The sequence below is a fragment of the Glutamicibacter sp. B1 genome (assembly GCF_039602135.1).
Classification (GTDB): domain Bacteria; phylum Actinomycetota; class Actinomycetes; order Actinomycetales; family Micrococcaceae; genus Glutamicibacter; species Glutamicibacter ectropisis.
This window is the reverse complement of record NZ_CP125942.1, coordinates 3,151,315-3,175,450: the sequence shown is the minus strand read 5'-3', so window position 1 is coordinate 3,175,450 and position 24,136 is coordinate 3,151,315. Positions and strand designations below refer to the sequence as shown.

The window sequence follows — 24,136 nt, the reverse complement described above, 5'->3', positions numbered from 1 at the left end:
CAGGACTAGCTTTCTTCGAGCATCGCCCGACGGATCGAATCAAGATGCTCGCTCATCGCTTGTTGTGCGGCGGCGGCATCTGAGTCTTGGATCGCGGCCAGGATGCGTTGGTGTTCGGCGAGTTCTTCGGATTGCGACATATAGGGCTGCATCGATGGCAACACGTAGTGGGCCCGTGCCGTTTGAGCCAAACAGTTTTCCAGACTCGCGGTAATCCTTGAATTGCGCGAGGCTGCGCACAGCTCACTGTGGAAGCGACGCGCTGCATGCATTGAGGCGATGGGATCGCTGACTGCTAATTCTTCCTGGGCCTTGAGATGTTCGCTGAGGGTGGCGACAAGTTCTGCCGAATGCCGTGTGGCTACCTGCCCTGCCACATGAGGCTCAAGTAGCCGGCGTAGTTCTAAGACTTCGTAAACATCGTTCAGAGAAATGGCGCGCACGAGATAGCCCTTTTTGGGTAAAACCTGAAGTAGACCCTCGCTGGTCAGCTGACGGAGTGACTCGCGTACCGGAGTTTTGGAAACCTCGAATTCTTGAGCCAGGGCCGGTTCGATGACCACGGTTCCCGGCGCAAGTTCGCCGCGGTTGATGCGTTCACGAAGTGTGTCGGCGAGTTTCTCGGAAAGCGAGCTGGCCATGGTTCTTTAATTCTTCCGGTCGTAACTTTATGACCTGCGCTAGGTGCTGATCTGATGAACACTTTAGTCTGGGTAGAAATATATTTCAGGAATCTTACGGGATATTCACTCTTCGCAAGGATCAACTTCGTGAGCATTGCATCAACTGCTGTGACAGTAGGGCAACAACGTCAGCGTCGACGAGCCTTCTAATTGGACCCGGGCCAAACAGCGAATCCTGTACTAAACAACTAATAGATCAAAAGGAGCCGTCCATGGGTAATCTCAAACGACAACTACCAGATGTGGCTGAACTGATCAGCCTGATGAAATTCAAAGTCCCTTCAACAGATCGACGTGCCGCTCGCCTGGCCAAAGCAGCGGATGTTTGGGATCTGCGGAAAATTGCGCAGCGCCGCACTCCGACCGCAGCCTTTGACTACGTTGATGGAGCCGCAGGGCGAGAAATCACGGCCAAGCGTGCCCGAGAAGTCTTTGACTCGGTAGAACTATTGCCTCGAATCCTGCACGGCACCGCGCACTCGGATCTATCCACCAGCATTGCTGGGGCACCGAGCAAACTTCCCTTTGGCATTGCCCCGACCGGGTTCACTCGTTTCATGCACTCCGAAGGCGAAATCGGTGGCTCGCGGGCAGCCCAAAAAGCCGGCATTCCCTTCAGCTTGTCCACCATGGGGACCCGATCCATCGAGGAAGTAGCAGCTGCAGCACCCCAGGGGCGCAAATGGTTCCAGCTATACCTCTGGAAAGACCGCGAGAAGTCCAAAGCCCTGGTGGAACGCGCTGCCAAAGCGGGTTTTGATACCTTGCTGGTGACCGTTGATACGCCGGTGGCAGGGCAACGTCATCGCGATACCCGTAACGGGATGAAGATTCCACCAGAGCCGACGCTCAAGACCTTCCTGGATGCCTCTTACCGTCCAGAGTGGTGGTTCAATTTCTTGACCACCGATTCATTGAAGTTTGCCTCACTGTCAGACACTTCGGCTGATCTGCCGACCATCATCAATTCCATGTTCGATTCCTCCTTGGACTTTGACGATCTGAAATGGATCCGTGAACTTTGGAAAGGCAAACTCTTCGTTAAGGGTGTATTGACCACGGAGGACGCCGCCAAGGCCAAAGCTGCCGGTGCTGATGGTCTGGTGGTTTCTAACCATGGTGGGCGCCAGTTGGACCGTGCTCCCATTGCCTTTGAAGCACTACGCGAAGTGCGGGCCGAAGTCGGCGAAGAAATGGAAATCATTCTGGATTCCGGCATCATGTCCGGCGCGGACATTGTCGCTTCATTGTGCGCAGGCGCTGACTTTGTACTGATCGGCCGGGCCTATCTTTACGGACTGATGGCCGGCGGTGAAGAAGGCGTCACTCGCGCTATTGAACTGCTGGCGAAGGAAGTAGAAGTGGCCATGCAGTTGATGGGTGCCGCTTCGATCAAGGGTCTCGATGAGTCGTTGATTCGAAGGCGCTGCGGGGAAGCCCGATGATCTAAACATGCAGAAGGTAAATCTTCGGACTTCGCGACTTGATGTTTACATAATCAGCCTTGCTTCGAAATTCCAGTTTTATACCCTTCAGATTCCGGTGGATGCAAAACTTGAGCATCCATCCGAAGAGGGATTGTTGCAGCTAATTCCTCCCATGCTTGCATAAAAGTGCTTGCGCATTGTCGGACCGCTGCCACGCTCTCGGCCTCTGAGCGGATCTCATTCTCCTGATGAAGCGCGATCAGGCTGATGAATGCATCAAGTTGGTTCAGTAGGTCGATCGGGTGATCGTTATATTTCCCCCGAGGATGATCAGCAAACCAAGAGCGAACGGCGATTCCGATATAAGTCAGCCGAGTTTGCAGTGGGGGATGCGTCGAATCATCTGATTGCGGATCAGCAGAGGACAAATTTTGACCGTGGTTTGCACAAATCAGTGCAATATAGCTACCAAGTAACGCGCGGTAGGCATCTTCAGGGTCGCCAGACTGAGTGAACTTTTGACAAATTAATGCAACCGATACTAAATCTGCTTCGAGTTCGTCAACCCATTTAATAGGTAATTCCCAACGAACCGACTCAGAATCAGGACTGAGTAATGGTAATACTAATTCTTTTGCTTGCCGTGCTCTACTTCGGGCGCCCCCCGAAGACGTGTGTGTCAAGAAATGATGGGCAAGTTCGTGGCCGATGATAAAACTAACGCAATTGGCTACACCGTTGTCGATTTCTGAATTGTTACGCTTTGCAACCCTTCTGTAGATGGTGTGATCACCGGCGAAAATGACGGTATCGTCCTCCCATATTTGCTTGGCGCGATCGAGAGCGTTCCATGAGCTAAAGAAGCTTCCAAAGTCTGGACTAGGAGCTAGAAGTTCGGTGCCATAAAGATGGTTCCCGATAGCATCTCGCATAACAAACCGGAACTCGTCAAAGGCCAAGACGTAGGCTTCTAACGCCCAGAGGTACTGAAGATTGACTTCCACGATTCCGCGAACATCTTGATTCCATGCCGATGCATTAATCTCCCCTAGAGGGGCGATTCCAACGAAAATGTTCTTCCCAGTGGCAGTCCATTCTTGTGGAAGGGAAGAGACTAGCTTGTCAACAGTTCTTGAGATCTCCGGGCAATTGGAGTTTGTCGGTTTCCAAAACATCCATGAACGATCCGTATCGTTCTGCATTCTTCGGAGCTCGTCGGCATCGTTTGGACCAGCTTGTTCTGCCAATAGTTCAGCTGCGTACCACCAAAAACTGCGGTCGTCTTTGAAATTGTATTTATTCAGAAATGTACCGCGTGACTTGTGAAGCTTCCACATTTCAATCCTCAATCCAATTGGTTTCTGACATAGAAAAGCGTATGGTTTGTAGGCTGATCGATCGCATACGTTACGTAGAAAAATAACCTAGTTTCCGATTTTTCCTCATTGTTTGGAATATTGGCGGGCAACAAAGCTCGAATAGGTTGCACCAGTGCGAATCGCGGAACGCCACAAGAGGGTACTGCATGCTTCGCGTCCGGATGCTGCTTATGTCGGTAGCCTTTATCCCTATGGAACATCGCCGAACTGGCGGTTAGTTCTATGCACGGTAGAATAGAAATTGTGCCTGCACCAAAAACCACCCCAAACCAAGCCCAAGATGTTTTCCGCCCAGTCTTCTTGCGCGGACTAACAGCTCTGGCCTACGCCCTACTCTCGATCTTCTGGATCGGAGCGGACGAGAAGGTCCTTGCCTATTCGACGGCAGGGTTCCTCGTAGTCACCGGCGTTTTTATGTGGCAGTACGTGGTGGTTGAGAGTGCACCAGAGAAGTCCCGCGGCGCCTACGCTGCGGGCGCTGGGCTGATGCTCATGGCCGGCATTGCCACTATCTTCGTCTCCTCCGTGGCATGGATCGGTTATATCGCAGCCTTCGCCTTCCTCGTCTCTGGTCTTGCCGAACTTTATGTTTTCGCCAAGCTTCGCGAAGCCTTCCCACCGTTTAGAAACCAGTTGGTCACCGGTGCTGTCGGCGTGATTTTGGCCATTGCACTGTGCTTCAGCGGCGGCATGGATGCACACGGACTCTTTGGCCTGATTGGTGGCGGCACCATTGTCTTTGCAGTCTTCGAGCTGATTGCCGGCTTCGGTCATCGCCACGAAATGAAGGCTGAATCAGCCAACGCGGCGCAAACGCCGGAGCAAAAAAACAACTAGTCTTGAAGTCTGCAGGAAAAGTAGAAACGGAGTTTCTGGTGGGAAACAACAAAAAGAAGCAGCCGTGGAGCCAATCAATTAAGGGCCCACTGAGCTTCTCGCTGGTGATGGCGATTATCGCCGGAGTCGTCGGCCTGGTCAGTTCCACCGGCGGATCACAGAATCCACTGCGTTTCGACATTGGACTTGCCTGCTTCGGAATTGCCTTCGTCGCCTGCTTGCTGATCATCTCGGTGATGACCATGGCAGGTAAGGAAAATGATCCAGACCTGGGCAAGGGGACCGGAGTGAACCGATCCTCAGCCAATCCGGACAAGAAGTTTGAAGACTGATAATAGAGCTTAACCACGCATAACGCGCTGGGACTGTCCATTACAGATAGTCCTGGCGCGTTATCGTTTGTACCAAACACGTATCAAGGATTTTCCCGTGAGTAGCAACAGCACCACCCCGCCTACCGGACGCACCCCTTTGGGAGCGCAGCTGCTCCGACGTAAATCCATCAATGCGATGTCTCAGGAGGCTGCTGACAACGCTGGTCTTGGCACACTCAAACGTTCTTTGGGTGTGACCCAACTGGTCATGATCTCTGTGGGAGCAACACTTGGCACCGGAATCTTGGTGATCCTCGGATCCGCGGTTCCAGTGGCCGGTCCTGCTATCTGGATTGCCTTTGTCCTCGCCGGTTTTACCGCGCTGCTCTCTGCCGTTTCCTACGCCGAAATGGCGGGAATGGTCCCGGTTTCTGGTTCCAGCTACTCCTACTCGTACGCAACTCTTGGCGAAGGTGTCGCCTGGATTTGTGGCTGGTGTTTGGTTTTGGAATACGCGGTGTCGGCCGCTGCAGTGGCGGTGGGCGCCGGAGCCTATGTGAATCAGACCTTAGAAATTTTTGGTTTGTCGCTGCCTGAAAGCTTGGCCGGTGGTCCGAGCGAGGGCGGGATCATCAACCTCTCGGCACTGCTGGTGGTGTTGCTGGCAACTGTACTGTTGGTGCGCGGCGCCCGTGAGTCGGCAATGGCCAATACCATCATGGTGTTGGTGAAGATCGCGATTCTGATCTTCTTTGCGATTGTCGCCTTTACAGCTTTTGACGCAGGGAACTTCGCCCCGCTCTTGCCTATGGGGGCAGCCGGGGTGACCGGTGCTGCCTCGATGGTGTTCTTCTCATACATTGGTTTTGATGCTGCATCAACGGCCGGTGAGGAAGCGAAGAATCCGCAGAAAGATCTGCCCCGAGCCATCATGATCGCCATGGTCCTGGTCACCACCATCTACGTGTTGGTCGCGGTGGCAGCGATCGGTGCCCGCCAGTGGGAGTGGTTCGCTGATTCTGAGGCGGCCCTGGTGCAGATCGTTTCCGAGATCACCGGGCAACGCTGGACGGTGCTGGTCTTTGCGCTGGCTTCAGTGATTGCCATCATTTCGGTGGTACTCATGACCATGTATGGGCAGACGCGTATCTTGCTGTCCATGGGACGCGATGGGTTGATCCCACGGTTCTTCGCAAAGGTTTCGCCCAAGACCCACACCCCGGTAACCGGCACTGTTGTTACCGGTCTGGTGGTCGCGATTGCCGCCTCGTTGCTTCCGTTGGGCCAACTGGCCGAAGCAACTAGCATTGGCACACTTTTCGCCTTCGCGTTGGTAGGTGTTTCGGTGATGTACCTGCGTAAGACTCAGCCAGATACTCCTCGCACCTTCCGGGTTCCGCTGTACCCGGTGACACCGATCCTTGGTATTGCTGCCTGCCTGTTCTTGATGTTCAACCTGGCCGGAATTACTTGGATAGTCTTCGGGCTGTGGATGATTGTCGGTGTCAGTATTTACCTCGGCTACGGACATCGCCATTCACGGCTCGGCGCTATGAGCCAGACTTCTTACCAACAAGAATTGGAACTCTAAAGAATTCATCATGTGCTAGGCAGTTAGCTCACCGCTAAGCTGTGTGGTGGAACACCTTCACAGATTCTTAGGAGTGTCATGCATCAGGAACCCGTCAGCACGGCCGACCTTTATGACCAGCACGGCGAGGCCCTGCAGTCAGTCTCGGTGCAATTCCAAGATTTTGGTGGGCGACTTTCTTTCCACGGACCTGCCCGTACCGTGAAATGCCACGAAGACAACGGCCTGATCAAGGAAATATTGAGCTTCCCAGGCAACGGTTCAGTGCTGGTCGTTGATGGTGGTGGATCGCTACGCTATGCGCTGATGGGCGACATGATTGCAGCCAACGCCGAATCCAACGGATGGGCCGGGGTGATTATCTACGGAGCGGTGCGTGACCGCGCGGCGCTGGCAGAGCTCGAACTCGGCATCAAGGCTTTGGGAAGTAATCCGCGCAAAACAGTCAAGCGTTCGCATGGCGCGGTAGATGAGGTACTGAGCTTAGGAGACGTGAAAGTTCGCCCCGGTGCCATGGTTTATGCCGACATTGATGGGATCCTCATCGAGCACTAACCGCCAAGGTGCCTAGCGTTCTTGATCTGCTGCAGGTTCCCACTCAGCACGGAAATCCTCGGTGCTCAGATTTTCTAGGTCTTCGCGAATCTGTACGATCAGGCGTTCGGCTTCTTCCAAGCTAGAGGTGGTGATGCGCAACATCACCGAATCGTCCACGCGTGAGTGAACCACAACCTGCGGTTCGTTGGCCTCAAATTCGGCATCACCCAAGGTTGCTGAAGCTAATGCGACAACCCAACGTCCAGCCGCTTTGAGCGGACTGCTGTGGGCGGCTTCCAGACGTGCCTCGTAGTCATCTGATGCGTGCGTTTCCTGAGACATGACCTGTCCTTTCAACTACTGCAATTCGGATATACCGACGGTGTGTTCATCATAGGACGTGCTTCGGGTAAAAGGCGAGAAACACCGTGCTGCGTGATTCGCCATCATGACTTGGTTGAGGAGCGTCCGGATTTTCGTGCACGGTAAGCACGCACATGCTCGCGGTTGGCGCAGTTGCCGATGTCGCAATACATTTTTGATCGGTTTCGCGACAAATCGAGCAAGGCATTCTGACAGTCGCTGGAAGCACAAATGCGCAATCGCTCAATGCCGCCAGTGCGAATCACCTCAGCCAAGGCCATGGCGGCGTCTACTGCCAAACGGTCATACAACGGGGTACTGGTCGTTGTCGCGTGCAGGTGATAACCGAGGTTCTCACTTTTAATCAATTGCGGTTGAGCGTTGGCGTTACGCAAGATCTGATTGACGCGAAAGACGGCGTCATCTTCCTCTCCCGTCCAGATGCTCTTGAGCTGGGCACGCAACTGACGGATGGAACGCAACTCTGCCTGGTTATGTGCCCTAGAACCTTCAAAGTTTTCAGAATCGAGAAACTCATCCAGATCAGCGACGGTGGAGAGCATATCGACAATCTGAACTTCAGTGTTTAACAGATTCACGATGGTCTTCAGCGAGGCTTCGATATCTGGGGCAAAGGTCATAATTCGTTCCTGAGCAGGGGATGGATTGACTGTCTTCCCAGCCTAACCGTATCGTCATGCCCATATGCTTAGTTGCCCCTGTGCAGGGCAGAAAATTCTTCGTGAAAGACGACATCACCCATGAACCAACCAACAGGTTCCGAGGTGCCAGTGGGCACGGGCGGACCATCAGTGCGTAGTGCCAGCCAGGCCAAGGGAATCTGGATCGCCTTGGCTTCTTCGGCGGCCTTTGGCATCTCTGGTTCCTTTGCGCGTGGCCTATTTGAAGCGGGATGGAGCCCGACCGCCGCGGTAGCTGCTCGCATGGCTGGGGCTGCGCTAGTGCTCGCCATTCCCGCCGTCCTTGCTATGCGCGGGCGTTGGATCTTGGTACGTACCAACTGGCTTTCAATCCTGCTCTTTGGCCTCTTTGGCGTCGGAGCTTGCCAGCTGTGCTATTTCTTGGCAGTGCAAAGACTTGACGTGGGTGTGGCACTCTTGCTGGAGTATCTTGCACCGGTGCTCATCGTCCTGGTGTTGTGGGTTAGGCATCAAAAGCGGCCATCGGTAGCGACCATCGTCGGCACACTACTATCGTTGCTCGGCCTTGTTGCGGTCTTGGACCTGACTGGTACGTCCAAAGTTGACCCAATTGGAGTTCTTTGGGGACTGGGTGCAGCCGTGGGGTTGACCGTGTACTTCTTCATCAGCGCCAAGGTCGATGGTGCCTTGCCGCCAATCATGCTTTCGGCCGGAGGTATGGCGGTCGGCGCGTTAACCATGCTTTTGGTGGGAGGGCTGGGTATTTTGCCCTTCACCTTTGCCACGGGAACCGGATCCATGGCTGGTTTTCAAACGCCGTGGTGGCTCGCTTTGGCTGGGCTGATTCTGATTGCAACGGTGTTTTCCTACACCACCGGGGTGATGGCAGCTAGGGAACTAGGCTCCAAGGTTGCGAGTTTCATTTCATTGACGGAAGTTCTTTTCGCCGTGCTCTGGGCCTGGATACTGCTGGCTGAATTGCCGGGCCTGGTTCAACTGTTCGGTGGTCTACTGATTGTGGCGGGCGTGGTGTTGGTGCGCGTTGATGAATTGCGGGCGGTCCGCAAAGAACGCTGACTAGTGGGCTGATCTGCGTCTGATGACAATGTGGGTGCACGCAATAACAACTTTTCTTGAGTGATCCACGACACACTGAATCTCAGGCTTTACGATCCACGGTGATGTGGATTGTTGACATTAGAGGAAGTGGGTTTGCCGTGGGCAAGGTATCTGTCATTGTGGTCGGTGCTGGTTCGGCGGGATCGGTAGTCGCGCGACGGTTGATTGATGCCGGTGCGGATGTCACCGTGTTCGAGGCTGGGGGAGAAGATACTAATCCCGCAATTCATGACCTTTCTCGACTCGGCGAGCTGTGGCACAGCCCGGATGATTGGGACTACTACACCACCCCCATGGAAGGTACCGCAGGTAAGAAAGTGCACCTGCCACGTGGCAAAGTCTTAGGTGGTTCACACGCGCTCAACGCGACCATCTGGGTTCGCTGCGCGCAACAAGATTTCGATGGCTGGGCCCAAGAATGCGGCTCACAGTGGGCTTGGGACAAAGTCCTGCCGATCTATAAAGATATGGAAGATTTCTCCGGTGGCGCCAGCGAGGTTCATGGCGTTGGCGGTCCCATTCCGGTAGACAATGACTACCAGCTAGATGATATTCACGCCTCGATCATCAAGGCTGCCGAAGAAACTGGCATCCCCTTCAACCCTGACTACAATTCTGGGACGCTTGATGGCGTCTCCAAAGAGCAGGTCAATATCGTTGATGGTCAGCGCATCAATACGTGGAAGTCTTACTTGAAGCCTGTCCGTGGGCAAGCCACCATCATCACCGGTGCGGAAGTGCATTCGGTGATAGTTGAGGGCGGTGCCGTTACCGGGGTGAACTACCGGCAGGACGGACAGATGCGACAGCTGAACGCTGATCATGTGGTGCTCAGCGCTGGCGCACTGGGCTCCCCGCAGATCCTGCTGCGTTCCGGTATCGGGCCGGCGGCAGAGCTGCAGGATATTGGCATTGATGCTGTTCATGACCTACCGGGTGTGGGGAAGAACCTGCATGACCACTTGTTGGCACCGGTGATTGCCGAAACGACGACACGCGATATTCCGGCACCACGTCAGGGTGTCTCAGTTTCGCAGTCGCACCTCTTCGCAAAGTCACGCGAAGATCTGGAAGTGCCAGATACTCAGCCGATTTTCTTTGCTGTACCGATGTACTCGCCAGGAATGGATCCTGTAGAGGGCACCGCTTTTACCTTGCATTCCGGAATCGTCACCCCTTATAGCCGAGGCGAACTCACGCTCAGCGGTCCGGGACTAGATGACCCGGTGAATATTGATTTGAATGCACTGGCAGATCCTCGGGATATGGAAGCGTTCTTATTCTCCATCAAGCAATGCCGGCAGATGGTCCAGCAAGATGCGCTGGCGGGAAGCTGGGGAGCCAAGGAAATCTATCCGGGTCCTGAAGTCCAAGACGACGAGCAACTTGAAAACTACATTCGCAACAATGTGGTGACCTATCATCACCAGGTGGGAACCTGCGCGATGGGTGTCGGCGAGCACGCCGTGGTAGATCCAGAACTCAAGGTTCAGGGTCTGAACGGTTTGCGAGTGATTGATGCATCGATCATGCCGAAAATTACCACTGGCAATACCAATGCGCCATCGATCCTGATCGGGGAGCAGGGAGCTAAGTTCATGCTCAAGGAGCTTGGGTTGGTGGATTAAAACAACATAGTTGCTACGGGTAAGTGGAGTCGCAGATGTGAGTCACGAGCCCGAACCGTCTAGTGGGTGGGCTCCGATTTTCGAGATGCTGACCCGGGCAAACAGCCATCGCGTACTTCGTGTGAAAACTTCTAGCTCATGCTTGGAGTACAAGTACAATGATGAGTGCAGACCCCCCCTCATACTCTTGAGATTAAGGGGGTCTAGCTGTTTAACCTCAAACTTGTTGTGGTCATGGTCGAGGGCACGTAGAGCGATTTGATTCTTGCTTGAAATTGCATGGCCTAGCCAGTGCTGTGAAACTGGGATGCTTTGCTGCGTGCGCAGTTGATGAAACGTTAGTGGGGAGTAGCTATTAGACCTAGCGCAACAAAACGTCTACAGGAAAATTTATCTGTAGGCGTTTTGTTGCGAATGGTTGGATTTGGAATGAAGGACAAAGGAACATCTGCGCCAGCGGGGTTGTCTCAGGCCCTGCACTCCGGCACTAGGGGACTATCTCGTAGTGCTTTGTCCCGCGGTGTGAAAGCGGGGCGACTGGATCGTATAGCCCGCGGGATCTATCTTCCGGCCGATGCTCCACCGACAGACCGGGAACAACTATAGGCCGTCGCACGCCGTCCTGACGCGACAATTAGCCTGATTTCAGCACTGGCCTATTACGATCTCACTGACGAGGTCCCTAGTGCTTTGGATGTGGCGATCCCGCGTGGTGCTCGTACACCGCAAACCGAGAGGGCAATCAGCTGGCACCAATTCGATAAGAGCACTTTTGATTTGGGCCGCGAAGAAATAATGATCTATGGCAGCTCGCAGCTGATCGGGATTTATTGTCCTGAGCGTACAATCGTTGATTGCTTCCGCCTGAGATCTTCTGTCGGGTACGAAATTGCTCGGTTCGCGACAAAAGTGTGGCTGCATCGTGGCGGCAAACCGGCAGACCTGATGCAGATGGCCATGAGACTGCCGCGGGCAAAGTCATTAGCGCTCAATACCCTGGAACTGCTGTCATGAATGCTGACGAGGCCTACTGACTATCCGAGTTGACGGTGGCTAGGCCCTGCTACTGAAGTGGAACTTAGGCCTAGACCACCCGAGAATGATGGGTCGACTTTCTTGGCGACCTTTGTCGAATAATTGACTCATAACGAAATAGTTTCGGCGTGAAATGATATGTTGGAACAATGAGCGATTTTCTGATTCCGCAGTTTCAATGGAATTCCCTGAGCTATCTGACCTCGCGGGCGGGGCGGGTTGGTACTCAAGAACTCACTGAGCTCATGGAATCAGAATCGCTGACCCGCAATCACTTCACGATTGTCTGCGCGCTCGCCGAGTTTGGAGGGATGTCGCAGAATGATCTGGCTCAGCGGTCTAACCTGAATCGCGGTCACTTGGTGGCGTACCTTGACGAGCTTGCAGGGCGCAAGATCCTCGAAAGAAGTGTCGACCCAGCAGACCGGCGCCGCAATATCATCACCCTGACCGAGGTGGGCAAGAAGTTCACCGCCAAGGCGATCGCTGCCGCTCAACGCAGTGAAGCCGAAGTCTTTGGTGCGCTCGATGCTCAACAGCAAGAGACCCTGCGCACCCTATTGCAATTGGTTGTTAGCACGGATGGTGAAGCGCGCTGATGAAACGACATGTCAAAGAAGTATTGACGCGTTCAGTCGTTGTTGCTCCCCGGCGTCCATCGGTGATTCCAGCAGCCAAAGCCGCCATTGCACTTGGTATCCCGCTGATCTTGGTGAGCGCTACCGGGCATTTAGATTGGGCCATGTACGCGGCCTTCGGAGCCTTCTGTGCGGTGTTTGGCCGCTTTGATGCGTACGCGCCACGCTTCTGGCAACAATTATCGGTCGGGCTGGTACAGCTGGCGGCCATGCTGCTGGGCACCTTCTTCTCGCTGATCCATGCACCGTTTATTATTTGTGCGCTGGTGCTTGCGGTGATTGGCTTTGGGGCAAACTACGTCTCCCGCGCTGCGAGGTGGATGCCGCCAGGACCCATTTTTGCTGTATTCGCCGGCGGGGCATGCATCAGCATTCCTGCCACCACTCACTCCTTTGTTGGTGTGCTGTTGGTTGGTGGCGGAACGATGATCTTTAGCCTGCTCTTTATGCTCGGGCTCTCGCTACGCCGATCCCATCTCTTTCATACGCTCCGCGCTGGATACTCTTGGGCACCATCGTCACGGGCCCTGCGCGAATCAGCACAAATGGGGCTGGGCGTATTGCTGGCAGGTATCGCTGCCGAACTTCTCAACGGAGGCCACTGGTATTGGGCCAGCCTGGGAGCCATTGCAGCGGTAACCGGAATCGACGCCTATGCTCGGGTGGCCCGCGGGCTGCAACGTAGTGTCGGAACATGCGTTGGTGTGGTGCTCACCGCTGCGGTGCTCGTCTTTGAGCCACCGATCTGGGTCCTCTTGGCCGTCGCGATCATCGGTCAGATCTGTATTGAACTGGTGATTCTGCGCAACTACGCCATCGGTATGGTGTTCATGACCGTGACTGCATTGTTGATGGTTCACATAGTCTCCCCAGAGCCCGCCTCCAGCCTGCTCATCGACCGCGTGGCCATGACCGCACTGGGCGCCGCTGTGGGTGCCGTGCAGAGCATTATCATCGGAATCATTGCCAGCCGGCGCCAAATCGTCAGTTAGGAAAAACAGTAGTCCCGCACCTAAGGAACACGGTGCGGGACTACTGAAAACGGTCTAACTCAACGACAGTTACCGACGGGCTTCCTGTTCCAGGTGCTCATCACTGTGGCCGAAAGCCTTGCTGTCCCGGTAGGCGGCAGCTTCGTAGCGTTCGTGGGCCACCTTGCCCATGTGGGCAACGCGCAGTGCTTCATGCCGCGGATTGCGTCGCACAAACAGGTACCCCACGCCCAAGATCAGGAACCAGCTCGGTGTGACCAGCAAAGCGACCAGGGTGTCAGGCTGGGTGGTCAGCGCCCACAAGATGAACCCGAAGAAGCCCAAGACTACATAGGGCATAACCCGTCCGCCGGGAACCTTAAAGTTCGATGCATCGTGCAGGTGCGGTCGACGAGCGCGGAACACCAGGTAGCTGAGCAGGATGATGGTCCACACGAACATGAAGCACAAGGCCGAAACGGTGGTGACCAGCGTGAAGGCCTCCATGACTGAATCGCCACTGTAGAGCAGGACCACGCCGGCGAGCAGGAACATGCACGAGAACATTAGGGCGTTTCTTGGGACCTTGCGGCCTGAAAGCTTCTTGAAACCACTTGGCGCATCACCTTCCTGAGCCAAACCACGCAGCATGCGGGAAGTGGAGTAGATCCCGGAGTTGGCGCTGGAAGTAGCGCTGGTGAGTACCACGAAGTTGATGACGCCGGCCGCGCCGGCCAGGCCTGCTAAGGCGAACATTCCCACGAAGGGGGAGTTCTCCGAGGAGAACAGCGTCCACGGCTGCACGGTCATCAAAATGATCAAGGCGCCGACGTAGAAGAAGAGAATACGCAGCGGAATGGAGTTGATGGCCTTGGGCAGGGTCTTCTCCGGGTCCTTGGTTTCGGCGGCGGTGGTGCCGACCAGTTCGATGCCAACAAAGGCGAAAACCGCAATTTGGAATCCGGCTACGAAGCCCATGAATCCGGTGGGGAACATTCCTCCATTAGTCCACAGGTTCGCTACCGAGGCGGTGGCATCATTGTGTTGGAAGCCGGTAATGATCATGACCAGACCCACGACGATCAATGCACCAATGGCCACGATCTTGATCAGTGCAAACCAGAATTCGGTTTCACCAAAGGCCTTAACGGTAGCCAGGTTCAGGACCAGCAACAGGGCGATGCACGCCAATGCCGGGATCCACAACGGCAGGTCACCCCACCAGAAGGCCACATAGTGGGCGATGGCGACCACGTCGGCGATGCCGGTGACCACCCAGCAGAACCAATAGGTCCAGCCGGTGAAAAATGCTGCCCAGGGACCCAAGAGGTCGCCGGCGAAATCGGCAAAAGTCTTGTAGTTCAGGTTGCTCAGCAAAAGTTCGCCCATGGCGCGCATGACGAAGAAGAGCATGAAGCCGATGACCATGTAGACGAAGATGACCGATGGGCCTGCCACGGAAATGGTCTTGCCCGAGCCCATGAAGAGTCCGGTGCCGATGGCACCGCCAATGGCGATGAGCTGGATGTGCCGATTAGAAAGTCCGCGTTCGAGTGTGGGATCAGAACTGGTGGTACTCATGCTGGTTGCCTTCCAGGAGTGTGGCGTGACGCCTAGCAACTTTCTTTGCTGAGAACGCCAATATCGCCTGGCTCCGGGAAGACAACGATAGCCAGATGCACTAAGAGCAACTGCTAGCTATGCCCATTGGAGAGAGCCAGCGAACTGGTGAACTACAAGCGTCACTGTTCGTGGTCCCTCCCCAATCTGTATAGTGACCTGAGAGTTTTCGCTTGGACCCGACTACTGGGCCAAACTTGCTCCTTCGGTGAGCGCAGAATACTCTGCACTGCTTTCCAGAGTTGCCTTCTCGTGGCGGTGCGGATGCCTGAGAGTTTCCCGGGGAGGAAATTGCTCCTACGGCGCCCGCCCTTGGTGAGGACGGGACTCTCCCGCCACGCATCAACGGCACAAATGGTGATTGCTATCACAGTATGCGCAGAATAATGAATGTGATGCAAGTCGCACACGTGAAGATGTCGCGCGATCCTCAGGGTAGACCCTTGTCGGGGTTCGCCTAAAAGTGGCGCAAGGGGTATTCGCGTTCAGCTTCCGATGGTCATCAAGTGATGGATAGCCGTGGCCAAGAGTCCGCCACCGATCAGCAAAAGGGCTGCACCACCAAGTAGGGCGATGGCGCGGTCCGCCCAAGCATGGCGCTGCAGCCCGCAGGTGCGAACGAGCAGGATTGTCAGGCCCCACCACAATCCGGAGCCAAGGATAATCGTGGCGCACAGGGTGATGGTGCGGATCGTCGTGTGTTCGTCGTGGCCAATGAACTGCGGCAGGATCGCGGCGAAAAATAGGAGTGCTTTCGGGTTGGTGGCGTTGGTGGCGAAGCCACGTACAAACCCGGTGGGCGTTCGCGGTGCCACTGTAGGGGAAGCCACCTGCGTTCGGCGAAGCCCGGAGCGCAGCATGCTGTAGCCCATCCATAAAAGTACTCCGGCACCGAGTACCTGCACGATGTCCAATGCACCGGGGATTGAAAGAATTAGTGCAGTGACCCCTGCGACCGCCAATAGTGTGTGCAGGGTTAACCCGCCCAGGATGCCCAGCGTGGTGGACGCCGCCTCGCGTGCGCCACGGGTTGCTGAATTCAGGACCAGTATGAGGTCGGGGCCGGGGACCGCTAGTGTCACGAGCAGTGCCAGGATGAATGCCACCCAAGATTCCAATGCCAAAGTTGAACTCCGATTTATAGACAAATTCTTCCAACAAGATATGCCCCGGATTCGTTAGGGTTGAGGCATGGATGAATCGCAGAAGAAATCAGAGAGAGTTCCCGAATTGGATTCGGTTGATTGGGCAATTCTTGAATTGCTGCAGGTTGACGCGACGATTCCGAATAAAGACATCGCCGCCAAAGTAGGCATCGCCGCTAGCACCTGCCTGGAACGGATCAAGCGCATGCGTCGCAACGGCACGATTACTGCCACGCGGGCCCATGTCCTGCCCAGCCTGCTGGGCCGCGGCGAACAGGCCTTCTTAGGGATCCAGGTCCGTCCACACGCTCGAGAAACCGCCAACGATTTTGTGCAGAAGGCCCTAGCCCTGCCTGAGACGCTGGCGTTGTATAACGTCAGCGGTAACGACGATTATCTGGTCCACGTAGCGGTGGCCAATAGCACCGAGTTACAAAGCCTGATCATCGACAAGCTGTTGGCCCTGCCTCAGGTGGTGCACTGCCGTACGCAACTGATTTTTGTTGAGCCGTGGGTGGCCCCGCTGCGGCATCGCTAAGTTTGCTGGCCGCTGGCTGTCTTGGCCAAAGAACGCCACAGGGGCGCTGACACCTCGATAGGTGTCAGCGCCCCTGTTCAACTAGGCGCTTGGCTATTTGCCAAAGCGGCGTAACCGCAGCGAATTCGCCACGACCAGCACCGAGCTAGCTGCCATGGCAGCGCCCGCAATCATTGGGTTTAGCAAACCCAGGGCAGCGATCGGGATGCCTGCGGTGTTGTAGGCGAAGGCCCAGAATAGGTTCATCTTGATCGTGGATAGGGTTTTTGCCGAGAGATCGATAGCGGCGCTGACCTGGTGCAGGTCATTGCCCATTAGGGTGATGTCGGCGGCTTCAATGGCCACGTCGGTGCCTGAGCCCATGGCGATACCAAGATCTGCCTGGGCCAGTGCTGGGGCATCGTTGACACCGTCGCCCACCATGGCCACAACCTTGCCTTGGGCTTGTAGTTCGGCAATGGTCCGCGACTTATCTGCGGGGAAGACCCCAGCGAAAACATCTGCCGGATCGATGCCTACCTTGGCTGCCACCTTCATGGCAACCGAGGGGTTATCGCCGGTGAGCAGAACTACCCGCAGGCCACGTCGTTGTAATTCGGTGATGGCTGCGGCCGAGGATTCCTTGATCTGGTCGGCCACCGAGATGACAGCCTGGAACTGTTGGTCCACCGAAACTAAGATCGCAGTGGCCCCTGCAGCTTCAGCCTCTTCTAACAGTGCCTGAGCAGATGCATCGAGCACGGTGCCCTGCGCTGCTAACCAGCTGGGGCGCCCAACAACAACGCGCTGGCCATCAACAAGTCCCATCACGCCGCCACCGGGCTCCGAATGGAAATCGGTGGCCTGAGCCAAGGGACCAAGTTCTGCCCCCGCACGGGCGATAGCCTGAGCGATCGGGTGCTCCGAATGATGTTCTACGGCCGCCGCGAGCTGCAGGATCTCATCAGCGTCTACCCCAGCAACCGGGGTGGTGCCCGTATGGGCCATGATGCCGGTGGTGACGGTGCCGGTCTTATCCAAGACCACGGTGTCCAGCTTGCGAGTATCTTCCAAGACCTGCGGGCCGCGGATCAAGATCCCTAATTGCGCGCCACGACCGGTACCGACCAGAAGCCCAATCGGGGTAGCCAGACCCAGAGCACAAGGGCAAGCGATCACCAGTACGGCCACCGCAGCACTAAAGGCTTGATATGGATCGGAACTGATCAGCCACCAGATACCAAAGGTAGCCAGCGCAATGGCCAAAACAATGGGAACAAAGACTGCAGAAATACGGTCAGCTAATCGTGCAATGGGCGCCTTACCCGACTGGGCTTCGGAGACCAGCTTGCCCATCTGGGCCAGGGTCGTTTCCGCGCCGACTCGAGAAGCCTTGATGACCAAGCGTCCTGAAGTGTTCAGCGTTGCGCCAGTGACTTCGGAACCAACCTTGACTTCCTGGGGCACCGATTCGCCGGTCAGCAGTGAAGTGTCTACCGCACTGGATCCCTCGACGACGACGCCATCGGTGGCGATTTTCTCTCCGGGGCGCACCACAAAGTGGTCACCGACCTGCAATTGTGCTGCCGGAATCTTGACTTCTTGGCCATCACGCAGAACTACCGCGTCCTTGGCCCCCAAGTTCAGCAGGGACTTCAGCGCATCCGAGGCTGAAGACTTGGCGCGATGCTCTAAGTAGCGACCCAGCAGGAGCAGGGTCGCCACCACGCCGGCGGTTTCAAAGTAGAGCGCGTGCTCAGTCATCGCCATGCCGGTATGCGCCGTCATCTGCGGATCAAGGATGAGCTGAATGGCAGAGAAGAGGTAGGCAGCCAACACACCCAAGGACACCAGCGTGTCCATGGTGGAGGAGAAGTGGCGAGCGTTGATCGCCGCTGCCTTATGGAAAGGCCATGCACCGTAAAAGACCACGGGTGTGGCCAGCGCGAACGCCACCCAACCCCAGTGCGGGAACTGGGCAACCGGGATCATCGAGATCACGAACAGTGGAATGGTGAAGACCGCCGAAACGATCAGTCGCAGCAAGAGGTGGTTGGGTACTAGATGCTCGTGGCCGGAGTGCTCGTCATGCTCACCGTGTTCGGGAACTGCCGGTTTCTTGAGCGTCGCCGTGTATCCGGCTGCTTCAACGGTGCTGATCAGCGTTTCGTCGCTAACACCCTGGGGTACCTCCACCTTGGCGGTCTCCAAGGGGAGGTTGACTGAGGCGGTGACCCCGGGGAGTTTACCGAGTTTACGTTCCACCCGGTTCACGCATGAAGCGCAAGTCATGCCTTGAATATCTAGGTCTACGGTGCGTACTTCGGGTTGCGCTTGTTCTGGCGCGTGGGAAGACATTTTTACCTTGCACTTTCTTGCCACCTTTGGTGGCGTGGTGCCTGGCTGATGAAGCTAGGCGTTGATTGCTTCTACGGTGTAACCGGCCTCGTCAATGGCTTCGCGGATGCTCGATTCGCTCAGCTTCTCGGTCGAAGTGACGGTGGCGGTGGAGATGCCTTGGGCATCGAGAAGGACGTCGACGTTCTGCACACCGGATAGTTCTTTGAGCTCTTCAGTGACCGATGCGACGCAGTGGCCACAGGTCATGCCCGAAATTTTGATCTCGGTTTGGTTAGTGAGCGGTGTGGCTTGCTCACGAGTAGTGATCTGAAGTCCCTGTGCTGGTGTGGCGTTGTTTTCGGAGGAGCATCCGCAGTTGCAGCTCATGATCTTGCTCTCTTTCGATGAATTCTGTGTGAATGTGTTTTGAGGATAAAGAAGTGGCTATCGCACGAGTCGGGAAATCGCTGCCGTGGCTTCAGCGATCTTTTCCTGAACGATGGTGGGGTCGCCGGTCTCGATGGAAGACTTCGCCGCATCAACCACACAATGGCCGATGTGATCATCGATGAGTTGCACGCTGACCTTGTGCAATGCGGCGTTGATCGCGGAGATCTGGGTCAGGATGTCGATGCAGTATTTGTCTTCATCCACCATCTTGGCGACCCCGCGAACTTGGCCTTCGATGCGCTTGAGGCGACGCTCCAGCGCAGACTTGTCTGCGTGATAGCCGTGATGCTCGGCGTGGGTATCTGGGCTCTGGCTGGTTTCCATACCTCAATAATACCCCTCGGGGGTATTAAGTCAAATACCATCCGGGGGTATCTAGCCTCCCTGCTTATCTGCACGAAGCACGATAGGATTTCACCCGTGAGCCACAACGACCTGCACGTGCGTCCGATTTCCAGCGCCGAACACTCAGCCTTCCTTGAAACCGCCCACGACGTCAGCTTCCTGCAGCGTCCGGAATGGGCCCGGGTCAAGGGCGGCTGGCGTGGCGAATCCCTCGGCTTCTTCGACCAAGACGAACTGGTAGGCACCGCCCTGGTGCTGCACCGAGCCGCCCCCGTGATCAAAAAGACTCTTGCCTACGTACCCGACGGTCCGGTCATCGACTTTCAGACCTACCGGGCAGAGAACGTCATTGGACCACTGGCCGCCTACCTCAAAAACCGTGGCGCCTTCCAGCTGAAAATGGGGCCAGGACGCGAAGTGCGCACCTGGGCGGCCGCAGCTGTGCGCAAGAATCTCGGCAAGGAAGGCTTCAACCAGCTTTCCGACCTCGAACTTAAATCCAGCTCCGAGCAGGCCCTTGCTCTGAACGACGCACTGCTAGATCTTGGATTCACCAAGGAAGACGTTGGACTGGACTTCGGTGCCGGTCAGCCAGAATACGTAGCCCGCGTCGCGCTGCAGGACGAAGAAGGCAACCAGCTGGACGTAGATCAGGTCATGGCCAGCTACTCGTCGACCACCCGCAATGAAACTCGCAAGGCACTCAAGAGCACCTTGGAAATCGAGGTGGGCGACACCGAGGACATGGCCCGCTTCCATGCCCTGTATAACCACACGGCGGACCGCCAAGAATTCACCGGTCGCCCACTGAGCTACTTTGAAACCATGCACCGGGTGCTCAACGAAGCAGTGCCAGGATCCTGCACCCTGTACATCGCCAGCAATGAAGGCGTGGATCTTGCGGCATCCATCGTGATCCGTTCCTCCAACCTGGCCTGGTATCTCTACGGCGCATCGTCCTCGGAACACCGTAAGCTCTTCGCCCCGAAGGCGATCATGAACCGCATGGTGGAAGACTCCATCGCTGCCGGTTGCCGCTACCTTGATCAGGGTGGCGTCAGCGCCACCTTGGATAAGGACCACCACCTATCAGGGTTGACCAAGTTCAAGACCAACACTGGTTGCGACATTGTGCAGACCAACGGCGAATGGGACCTAGCGCTGAACAAACCGCTGGCCTGGGCTTTCGAAAAGTACATGAACTGGCGCAAGAAGTAGGGAAAACAGCACTTTGGCAATAGATCCAACCCAGCCCTTCGTCCCGGTCATCCTTGGCGGAGATATTGGAACCTACACCCTGGCCCGCGAATTTTACGAGGCGTACGGGGTACGCTCGGTCGTGTTGCCGGCAGCTGGCAACGGAGTCATTGAACATTCGGTGGCCATCGAATTGCGCCCCATTGGTTCTATGGCCGATGAAGCACGCGTGGTTGCGGCACTAAGGGACTTGGCTGCCGAGCTGAATGCCGATTCCTCGCGCCCACTAATGCTCTTTGGTTCCTTGGACTTCCACATTATGTTGATTGCCAAGCACCGCGAGCAACTCGAAGAGCACTTCGTGATTCCCTACCCAGAGTTGGAAACCATCGAAGCGGCCGCGCTGAAGGAAAACTTCTATGCGCTCGCCGACAAGCTCCAGATTGCTCACCCGCGCACGGCCGTGTACTACCCGGGTACTGAGCTAGATGCGATGGCCAAGGACTTCACCTACCCGGTGATTGGCAAGCCTTCAAGCTCGGGGAACTGGATCGCCGCAAAGTTCGAGGGCAAGCAAAAAATCCACACCATCAACTCCCGGGCAGAACTTGAGAGCCTACTGGCAAAGATTGACGGCAGTGGCTACACCTCGGGCTACATCCTGCAGGAATACGTTCCCGGCGGCGATGACGCGATGCGCCTATGCACCTACTTCGCCACCCAAGAAGGCAAAGTCATCTTCGCTGGATACGGTGAAGTGGTCATCGAAGAACATGCGCCACTGGTGCTGGGTAATTCGGCAGCGATTGTCACCGGTCAGAATGATCAGATGGCCGCTGATGGTGCGCGCATGCTTGAAGAGCTGGGCTGGCGCGGTATTGCGATGATTGACGCGAAATTTGATCGCCGCGATGGGCAGATCAAGTTCTTCGAGATCAACCCGCGTCTGGGGCGAAACCACTTCTATCTGACCGCTGCAGGGGTCAACCCGGCGCGTTTCTACGTGACCGAGTTCCTCGGACCAGACTTTGATAATTCGGATCCGCAGACGGATGCGGTGATGGAGACTGCCGCTGGGGTACTACAGCTGCGCCACGAACAACTATTTACCGTCCTGCCACATCACTTGTTGCGACAGTTCCTTGACAGTGAAACGGGTAAAAAAGCTGCAGCACTGCTCAAGGCCGGCAAGGTTGCTAACCCGTTGAAATTCTCGGCAGAAAAGAATCCTCGCCGTAAGTTGTACTTGGTATTAAACGCGGTGAACCATTACCGCAAGTACAAGAAATTCCCGCCGCGCGCCCAGTAGGTTGACGCTTACGGGCGTTCGGCTGATGGCTGCTGGCCGACGTTACTTGGTATCGGCCAGCCATCGAGGGCTTGAAGCCAGTGGCTTTGGGTGACCTCACCACCATCCAGAATATCGAGGCTCGTGGTGGAACCTTCGGTCTCGGGGACGTAAGTAGCTTGGGGGAATCCGGACATCGCGGCAATCCTCAGCGAAGTAGTTTCATCCGGATCATTCGTTGTAGACATGGCCATCCACTTCAGCGCAGACATGACACTTTCTCCGGCCGGAATCACCACGCGCTCGCTGAGAATATTGCTCATCGGCATCAGCGATACATCGTTTTGGGATTCGCCCTGAGCGTTAAGGAACTGAATCTTCGGATACCCGTTGATGGCGCAGGAAGAAGCCGACATATTTTTGGCGTACACAGCCATATATCGTGATCCGGCAGCGGCATCTGGAGAACCGAGACTCAGTTCTAAGTCATCCTGCGTGCAACTTGGTGCTGCGGAATTCTTGGGCCACGCGCTGACTCCATCGGGCAATTGCGCTGGGCGAGCAATGAGCGATTCGGGAAGCTTTTGGCCAACCCAGCCTTCGATAATGTCGGCGTAGCCAGCATCGCTGATGGCGAACGCGGTAGGTTCCTGCAATGGCGAATGCTTCTTCAGCCATGATTCAAGCTGAGCAACCTCTTGCGATCCAGCTTCTGCGGTGGAATGTACCGAAAGGCCACTGGAATCGAAGATAGAGATTTCTACAGACTCGTGGGTGGCAGCCTCTAAGGTCAGTTCAAACTCGGCGAGATCCAATGGCTGATCGGAGCTATACCTGACTGAGGAATCCTCCAGGGCAAGACTAATAGGCCATTCATGCTCGGCGGTGTATTCGCCGAGGACCTTCAAGGACGGGATATCTTTGGCAACTGCAGATCCTTGACCCACACTTTGGGCACCGAGCTGACGCAGGGTGAAGGCCTGGGTGATTTGCTCTTTGATGTCTTCACCCGCAGAGACGTCCAATGGATACAGTTCGAGATCTGGAATGTCAGAATCCTGCGGTTCTCCGGAAACAAAACGCGCCGAACTATGTACTAAGGGTTGTCCGTCGACGAAATCTTGTATTCGAGTCGATGCTTCTTGAGCTAACTCGCCGGCTTGGTCTGCAGCCAGAGATTCGTCGAGTTTCACAGTCCATGAGGCTTGAGCAGAGTCTCCGTCCTTGGCATCAACGGCGGTGACTTCGTAGTCAACTTCTGCTTTATCGATACCTTCTTGATGCTTCAAATCCGAGGCAAGAGCGCAAAACTCTTTCGGCGCATCACAGATATTGAATGCTCTCCAAGGTTTCCAAATCACCACGGCAACCACCGCGAGGACAAACGTCGCGATGATGATGCCAATGAGCCGTGGTTTCATTTAGTTACCGTACCAAGGCAACCAATGGAATATTGGCGTCAAAGGGTAAAGTTTCAATCACACGTACTTTGAAAGCGAGACCCCATGAGTTTGAAAGATCGCCTGCGCGAAGACAGCATCGTCCACCTGAAAGCAGGCAACGAGCTGGAGAAAACCACCCTACGCAATATCTTGAGCGCCATTGGCACCAAGGAGAAGTCGGGCAAGAATCCCAGCGAACTCAATGACCAAGACGTCGAGAACCTGTTGCGCAAGGAAGTCAGCAACCGCGAAGAAACCGCGGCGTTAGCTGCCAAGGATGGTCGTGCCGAACATGCTGAGCGTGAGTTGGCCGAGGCTGCATTCATCTCCACCTACCTGCCAAAGATGCTCGACGAGGCTGAAGCCCAGAGCATCGTGGATAAGGTGATGGCTGAGCTTGCCTCAGATCATGAGCTGAGCATGAAAGACATGGGCCAGGCCATGAAGCTGGTTGGGGCTGAAATTGCTGGTCGTTTTGACGGTAAGGCAGTATCCCAGATGGTCCGCGCCAAGCTTGGCTAACGCTGGTGAACCAGCAGTGAGGGTCGTTCTTCGGAACGGCCCTTTTGCGTATCTCCGACAGTTAAAAATTTCCACTAAGCGAGACT

The 24,136-nt window shown here is 55.6% G+C and carries 25 protein-coding genes and 2 riboswitches; of the genes, 15 read left to right on the top strand and 10 right to left on the bottom strand.

From position 1 onward, the window contains the following. Positions 1-5: 5 nt before the first annotated feature. Positions 6-641 (bottom strand): GntR family transcriptional regulator, encoded by a 636-nt coding sequence (locus tag QMQ05_RS14905; RefSeq protein WP_345471289.1) that lies wholly within the window; start codon positions 639-641, stop codon positions 6-8. 254 nt (positions 642-895) lie between these two features. On the opposite strand from QMQ05_RS14905, the gene QMQ05_RS14900 reads away from it, so the two are divergent. After that, entirely contained in the window at positions 896-2,128 is a 1,233-nt protein-coding gene (locus QMQ05_RS14900; protein ID WP_345471287.1) for an alpha-hydroxy acid oxidase, read from the top strand. Positions 2,129-2,181: 53 nt separating this feature from the next. Here QMQ05_RS14900 and QMQ05_RS14895 read toward each other — a convergent pair whose 3' ends face one another. After that, the gene (locus tag QMQ05_RS14895; RefSeq protein WP_345471285.1) at positions 2,182-3,447 is read right to left on the bottom strand and encodes a hypothetical protein; all 1,266 of its coding nucleotides are present in this window, start codon (positions 3,445-3,447) and stop codon (positions 2,182-2,184) included. 285 nt (positions 3,448-3,732) lie between these two features. Between QMQ05_RS14895 and QMQ05_RS14890 the strand changes: the two genes are divergently transcribed. The 4 genes from QMQ05_RS14890 to rraA all read left to right on the top strand — a co-directional run bounded on the left by QMQ05_RS14890 (position 3,733) and on the right by rraA (position 6,786). Next, positions 3,733-4,326, top strand: a complete 594-nt coding sequence (locus QMQ05_RS14890; RefSeq protein ID WP_345471283.1) for a DUF308 domain-containing protein — start codon at positions 3,733-3,735, stop codon at positions 4,324-4,326. 38 nt (positions 4,327-4,364) lie between these two features. Continuing rightward, entirely contained in the window at positions 4,365-4,658 is a 294-nt protein-coding gene (locus QMQ05_RS14885) for a hypothetical protein (RefSeq protein WP_231733545.1), read from the top strand. Between the two features lie 178 nt (positions 4,659-4,836). After that, a complete protein-coding gene (locus QMQ05_RS14880; RefSeq protein ID WP_345474772.1) occupies positions 4,837-6,231 on the top strand; it encodes an amino acid permease in 1,395 nt (464 codons plus the stop codon). Positions 6,232-6,309: 78 nt separating this feature from the next. Continuing rightward, positions 6,310-6,786: a ribonuclease E activity regulator RraA gene (rraA, locus tag QMQ05_RS14875; RefSeq protein WP_345471278.1), complete on the top strand. Its 477-nt coding sequence runs from the start codon at positions 6,310-6,312 to the stop codon at positions 6,784-6,786. Between the two features lie 12 nt (positions 6,787-6,798). Here the strand turns inward: rraA and QMQ05_RS14870 are convergent, their stop codons facing one another. Both QMQ05_RS14870 and QMQ05_RS14865 read right to left on the bottom strand, forming a co-directional pair. Then, complete coding sequence (locus tag QMQ05_RS14870; RefSeq protein WP_345471276.1) at positions 6,799-7,110, bottom strand: hypothetical protein; 312 nt, start codon at positions 7,108-7,110, stop codon at positions 6,799-6,801. Between the two features lie 104 nt (positions 7,111-7,214). Further along, a complete protein-coding gene (locus QMQ05_RS14865; protein ID WP_345471274.1) occupies positions 7,215-7,772 on the bottom strand; it encodes a CGNR zinc finger domain-containing protein in 558 nt (185 codons plus the stop codon). Positions 7,773-7,892: 120 nt separating this feature from the next. Here QMQ05_RS14865 and QMQ05_RS14860 point away from each other — a divergent pair, with 120 nt between their 5' ends. The 6 genes from QMQ05_RS14860 to QMQ05_RS14840 all read left to right on the top strand — a co-directional run bounded on the left by QMQ05_RS14860 (position 7,893) and on the right by QMQ05_RS14840 (position 13,205). Next, the gene (locus QMQ05_RS14860) at positions 7,893-8,870 is read left to right on the top strand and encodes an EamA family transporter (RefSeq protein ID WP_345471272.1); all 978 of its coding nucleotides are present in this window, start codon (positions 7,893-7,895) and stop codon (positions 8,868-8,870) included. A 104-nt stretch (positions 8,871-8,974) separates the two neighbouring features. Then, positions 8,975-10,540 (top strand): GMC family oxidoreductase, encoded by a 1,566-nt coding sequence (locus QMQ05_RS14855; RefSeq protein WP_434063201.1) that lies wholly within the window; start codon positions 8,975-8,977, stop codon positions 10,538-10,540. Positions 10,541-10,954: 414 nt separating this feature from the next. After that, a complete protein-coding gene (locus QMQ05_RS16925; RefSeq protein ID WP_348537316.1) occupies positions 10,955-11,146 on the top strand; it encodes a type IV toxin-antitoxin system AbiEi family antitoxin domain-containing protein in 192 nt (63 codons plus the stop codon). A gap of 84 nt (positions 11,147-11,230) precedes the next feature. Further along, the gene (locus QMQ05_RS14850) at positions 11,231-11,554 is read left to right on the top strand and encodes a type IV toxin-antitoxin system AbiEi family antitoxin domain-containing protein (protein WP_345471268.1); all 324 of its coding nucleotides are present in this window, start codon (positions 11,231-11,233) and stop codon (positions 11,552-11,554) included. A gap of 170 nt (positions 11,555-11,724) precedes the next feature. Then, on the top strand, positions 11,725-12,174 hold the full coding sequence (locus tag QMQ05_RS14845) for a MarR family winged helix-turn-helix transcriptional regulator (RefSeq protein ID WP_345471266.1): 450 nt from the start codon (positions 11,725-11,727) through the stop codon (positions 12,172-12,174). Beyond that, positions 12,174-13,205, top strand: coding sequence for an FUSC family protein (locus tag QMQ05_RS14840; protein ID WP_345471264.1), 1,032 nt, complete (start codon positions 12,174-12,176; stop codon positions 13,203-13,205). Before QMQ05_RS14845 ends, QMQ05_RS14840 begins: the two co-directional genes overlap by 1 nt. 69 nt (positions 13,206-13,274) lie before the next feature. On the opposite strand, the gene cycA is transcribed toward QMQ05_RS14840, so the two are convergent. Both cycA and QMQ05_RS14830 read right to left on the bottom strand, forming a co-directional pair. Next, complete coding sequence (cycA, locus tag QMQ05_RS14835; protein WP_345471262.1) at positions 13,275-14,765, bottom strand: D-serine/D-alanine/glycine transporter; 1,491 nt, start codon at positions 14,763-14,765, stop codon at positions 13,275-13,277. Positions 14,766-14,941: 176 nt separating this feature from the next. Beyond that, positions 14,942-15,049, bottom strand: a riboswitch (glycine riboswitch). Between the two features lies 1 nt (position 15,050). Further along, positions 15,051-15,149: riboswitch (glycine riboswitch) on the bottom strand. A gap of 140 nt (positions 15,150-15,289) precedes the next feature. Next, entirely contained in the window at positions 15,290-15,910 is a 621-nt protein-coding gene (locus QMQ05_RS14830; protein WP_345471260.1) for a LysE family translocator, read from the bottom strand. Positions 15,911-15,995: 85 nt separating this feature from the next. Between QMQ05_RS14830 and QMQ05_RS14825 the strand changes: the two genes are divergently transcribed. Further along, positions 15,996-16,487 (top strand): Lrp/AsnC family transcriptional regulator, encoded by a 492-nt coding sequence (locus QMQ05_RS14825; protein WP_345471257.1) that lies wholly within the window; start codon positions 15,996-15,998, stop codon positions 16,485-16,487. Between the two features lie 93 nt (positions 16,488-16,580). On the opposite strand, the gene QMQ05_RS14820 is transcribed toward QMQ05_RS14825, so the two are convergent. Genes QMQ05_RS14820 through QMQ05_RS14810 form a run of 3 tightly spaced genes read right to left on the bottom strand, consistent with a single transcriptional unit; the run spans position 16,581 to position 19,580 of the window. Next, positions 16,581-18,824 (bottom strand): heavy metal translocating P-type ATPase, encoded by a 2,244-nt coding sequence (locus tag QMQ05_RS14820; protein ID WP_345471255.1) that lies wholly within the window; start codon positions 18,822-18,824, stop codon positions 16,581-16,583. A 54-nt stretch (positions 18,825-18,878) separates the two neighbouring features. Then, positions 18,879-19,193 (bottom strand): heavy-metal-associated domain-containing protein, encoded by a 315-nt coding sequence (locus QMQ05_RS14815; protein ID WP_345471253.1) that lies wholly within the window; start codon positions 19,191-19,193, stop codon positions 18,879-18,881. Between the two features lie 57 nt (positions 19,194-19,250). Continuing rightward, positions 19,251-19,580, bottom strand: coding sequence for a metal-sensitive transcriptional regulator (locus QMQ05_RS14810; RefSeq protein ID WP_334122422.1), 330 nt, complete (start codon positions 19,578-19,580; stop codon positions 19,251-19,253). A gap of 96 nt (positions 19,581-19,676) precedes the next feature. Here QMQ05_RS14810 and QMQ05_RS14805 point away from each other — a divergent pair, with 96 nt between their 5' ends. Beyond that, positions 19,677-20,819 (top strand): lipid II:glycine glycyltransferase FemX, encoded by a 1,143-nt coding sequence (locus QMQ05_RS14805; RefSeq protein WP_345471251.1) that lies wholly within the window; start codon positions 19,677-19,679, stop codon positions 20,817-20,819. A gap of 13 nt (positions 20,820-20,832) precedes the next feature. Then, a complete protein-coding gene (locus QMQ05_RS14800; RefSeq protein WP_345471249.1) occupies positions 20,833-22,107 on the top strand; it encodes a carbamoyl-phosphate synthase in 1,275 nt (424 codons plus the stop codon). A gap of 8 nt (positions 22,108-22,115) precedes the next feature. Here QMQ05_RS14800 and QMQ05_RS14795 read toward each other — a convergent pair whose 3' ends face one another. Beyond that, positions 22,116-23,507: a DUF4232 domain-containing protein gene (locus tag QMQ05_RS14795; protein WP_345471247.1), complete on the bottom strand. Its 1,392-nt coding sequence runs from the start codon at positions 23,505-23,507 to the stop codon at positions 22,116-22,118. Between the two features lie 84 nt (positions 23,508-23,591). Here QMQ05_RS14795 and QMQ05_RS14790 point away from each other — a divergent pair, with 84 nt between their 5' ends. Then, entirely contained in the window at positions 23,592-24,050 is a 459-nt protein-coding gene (locus QMQ05_RS14790; protein WP_058255691.1) for a GatB/YqeY domain-containing protein, read from the top strand. The last annotated feature ends 86 nt before the right edge of the window (positions 24,051-24,136 follow it).

Bases quoted from the DNA above. Each gene is read 5' to 3' on its own strand.
- QMQ05_RS14840 (WP_345471264.1), top strand. From the start codon at position 12,174: ATGAAACGACATGTCAAAGAAGTATTGACGCGTTCAGTCGTTGTTGCT.
- QMQ05_RS14810 (WP_334122422.1), bottom strand. From the start codon at position 19,580: ATGGAAACCAGCCAGAGCCCAGATACCCACGCCGAGCATCACGGCTAT.
- QMQ05_RS14905 (WP_345471289.1), bottom strand. From the start codon at position 641: ATGGCCAGCTCGCTTTCCGAGAAACTCGCCGACACACTTCGTGAACGC.
- QMQ05_RS14845 (WP_345471266.1), top strand. From the start codon at position 11,725: ATGAGCGATTTTCTGATTCCGCAGTTTCAATGGAATTCCCTGAGCTAT.
- QMQ05_RS14820 (WP_345471255.1), bottom strand. From the start codon at position 18,824: ATGTCTTCCCACGCGCCAGAACAAGCGCAACCCGAAGTACGCACCGTA.
- QMQ05_RS14825 (WP_345471257.1), top strand. From the start codon at position 15,996: ATGGATGAATCGCAGAAGAAATCAGAGAGAGTTCCCGAATTGGATTCG.
- QMQ05_RS14865 (WP_345471274.1), bottom strand. From the start codon at position 7,772: ATGACCTTTGCCCCAGATATCGAAGCCTCGCTGAAGACCATCGTGAAT.
- QMQ05_RS14855 (WP_434063201.1), top strand. From the start codon at position 8,975: ATGTGGATTGTTGACATTAGAGGAAGTGGGTTTGCCGTGGGCAAGGTA.
- QMQ05_RS14795 (WP_345471247.1), bottom strand. From the start codon at position 23,507: ATGAAACCACGGCTCATTGGCATCATCATCGCGACGTTTGTCCTCGCG.
- QMQ05_RS14895 (WP_345471285.1), bottom strand. From the start codon at position 3,447: ATGTGGAAGCTTCACAAGTCACGCGGTACATTTCTGAATAAATACAAT.
- cycA (WP_345471262.1), bottom strand. From the start codon at position 14,765: ATGAGTACCACCAGTTCTGATCCCACACTCGAACGCGGACTTTCTAAT.
- QMQ05_RS14900 (WP_345471287.1), top strand. From the start codon at position 896: ATGGGTAATCTCAAACGACAACTACCAGATGTGGCTGAACTGATCAGC.
- QMQ05_RS14790 (WP_058255691.1), top strand. From the start codon at position 23,592: ATGAGTTTGAAAGATCGCCTGCGCGAAGACAGCATCGTCCACCTGAAA.
- QMQ05_RS14870 (WP_345471276.1), bottom strand. From the start codon at position 7,110: ATGTCTCAGGAAACGCACGCATCAGATGACTACGAGGCACGTCTGGAA.
- QMQ05_RS14815 (WP_345471253.1), bottom strand. From the start codon at position 19,193: ATGAGCTGCAACTGCGGATGCTCCTCCGAAAACAACGCCACACCAGCA.
- rraA (WP_345471278.1), top strand. From the start codon at position 6,310: ATGCATCAGGAACCCGTCAGCACGGCCGACCTTTATGACCAGCACGGC.
- QMQ05_RS16925 (WP_348537316.1), top strand. From the start codon at position 10,955: ATGGTTGGATTTGGAATGAAGGACAAAGGAACATCTGCGCCAGCGGGG.
- QMQ05_RS14880 (WP_345474772.1), top strand. From the start codon at position 4,837: ATGTCTCAGGAGGCTGCTGACAACGCTGGTCTTGGCACACTCAAACGT.
- QMQ05_RS14860 (WP_345471272.1), top strand. From the start codon at position 7,893: ATGAACCAACCAACAGGTTCCGAGGTGCCAGTGGGCACGGGCGGACCA.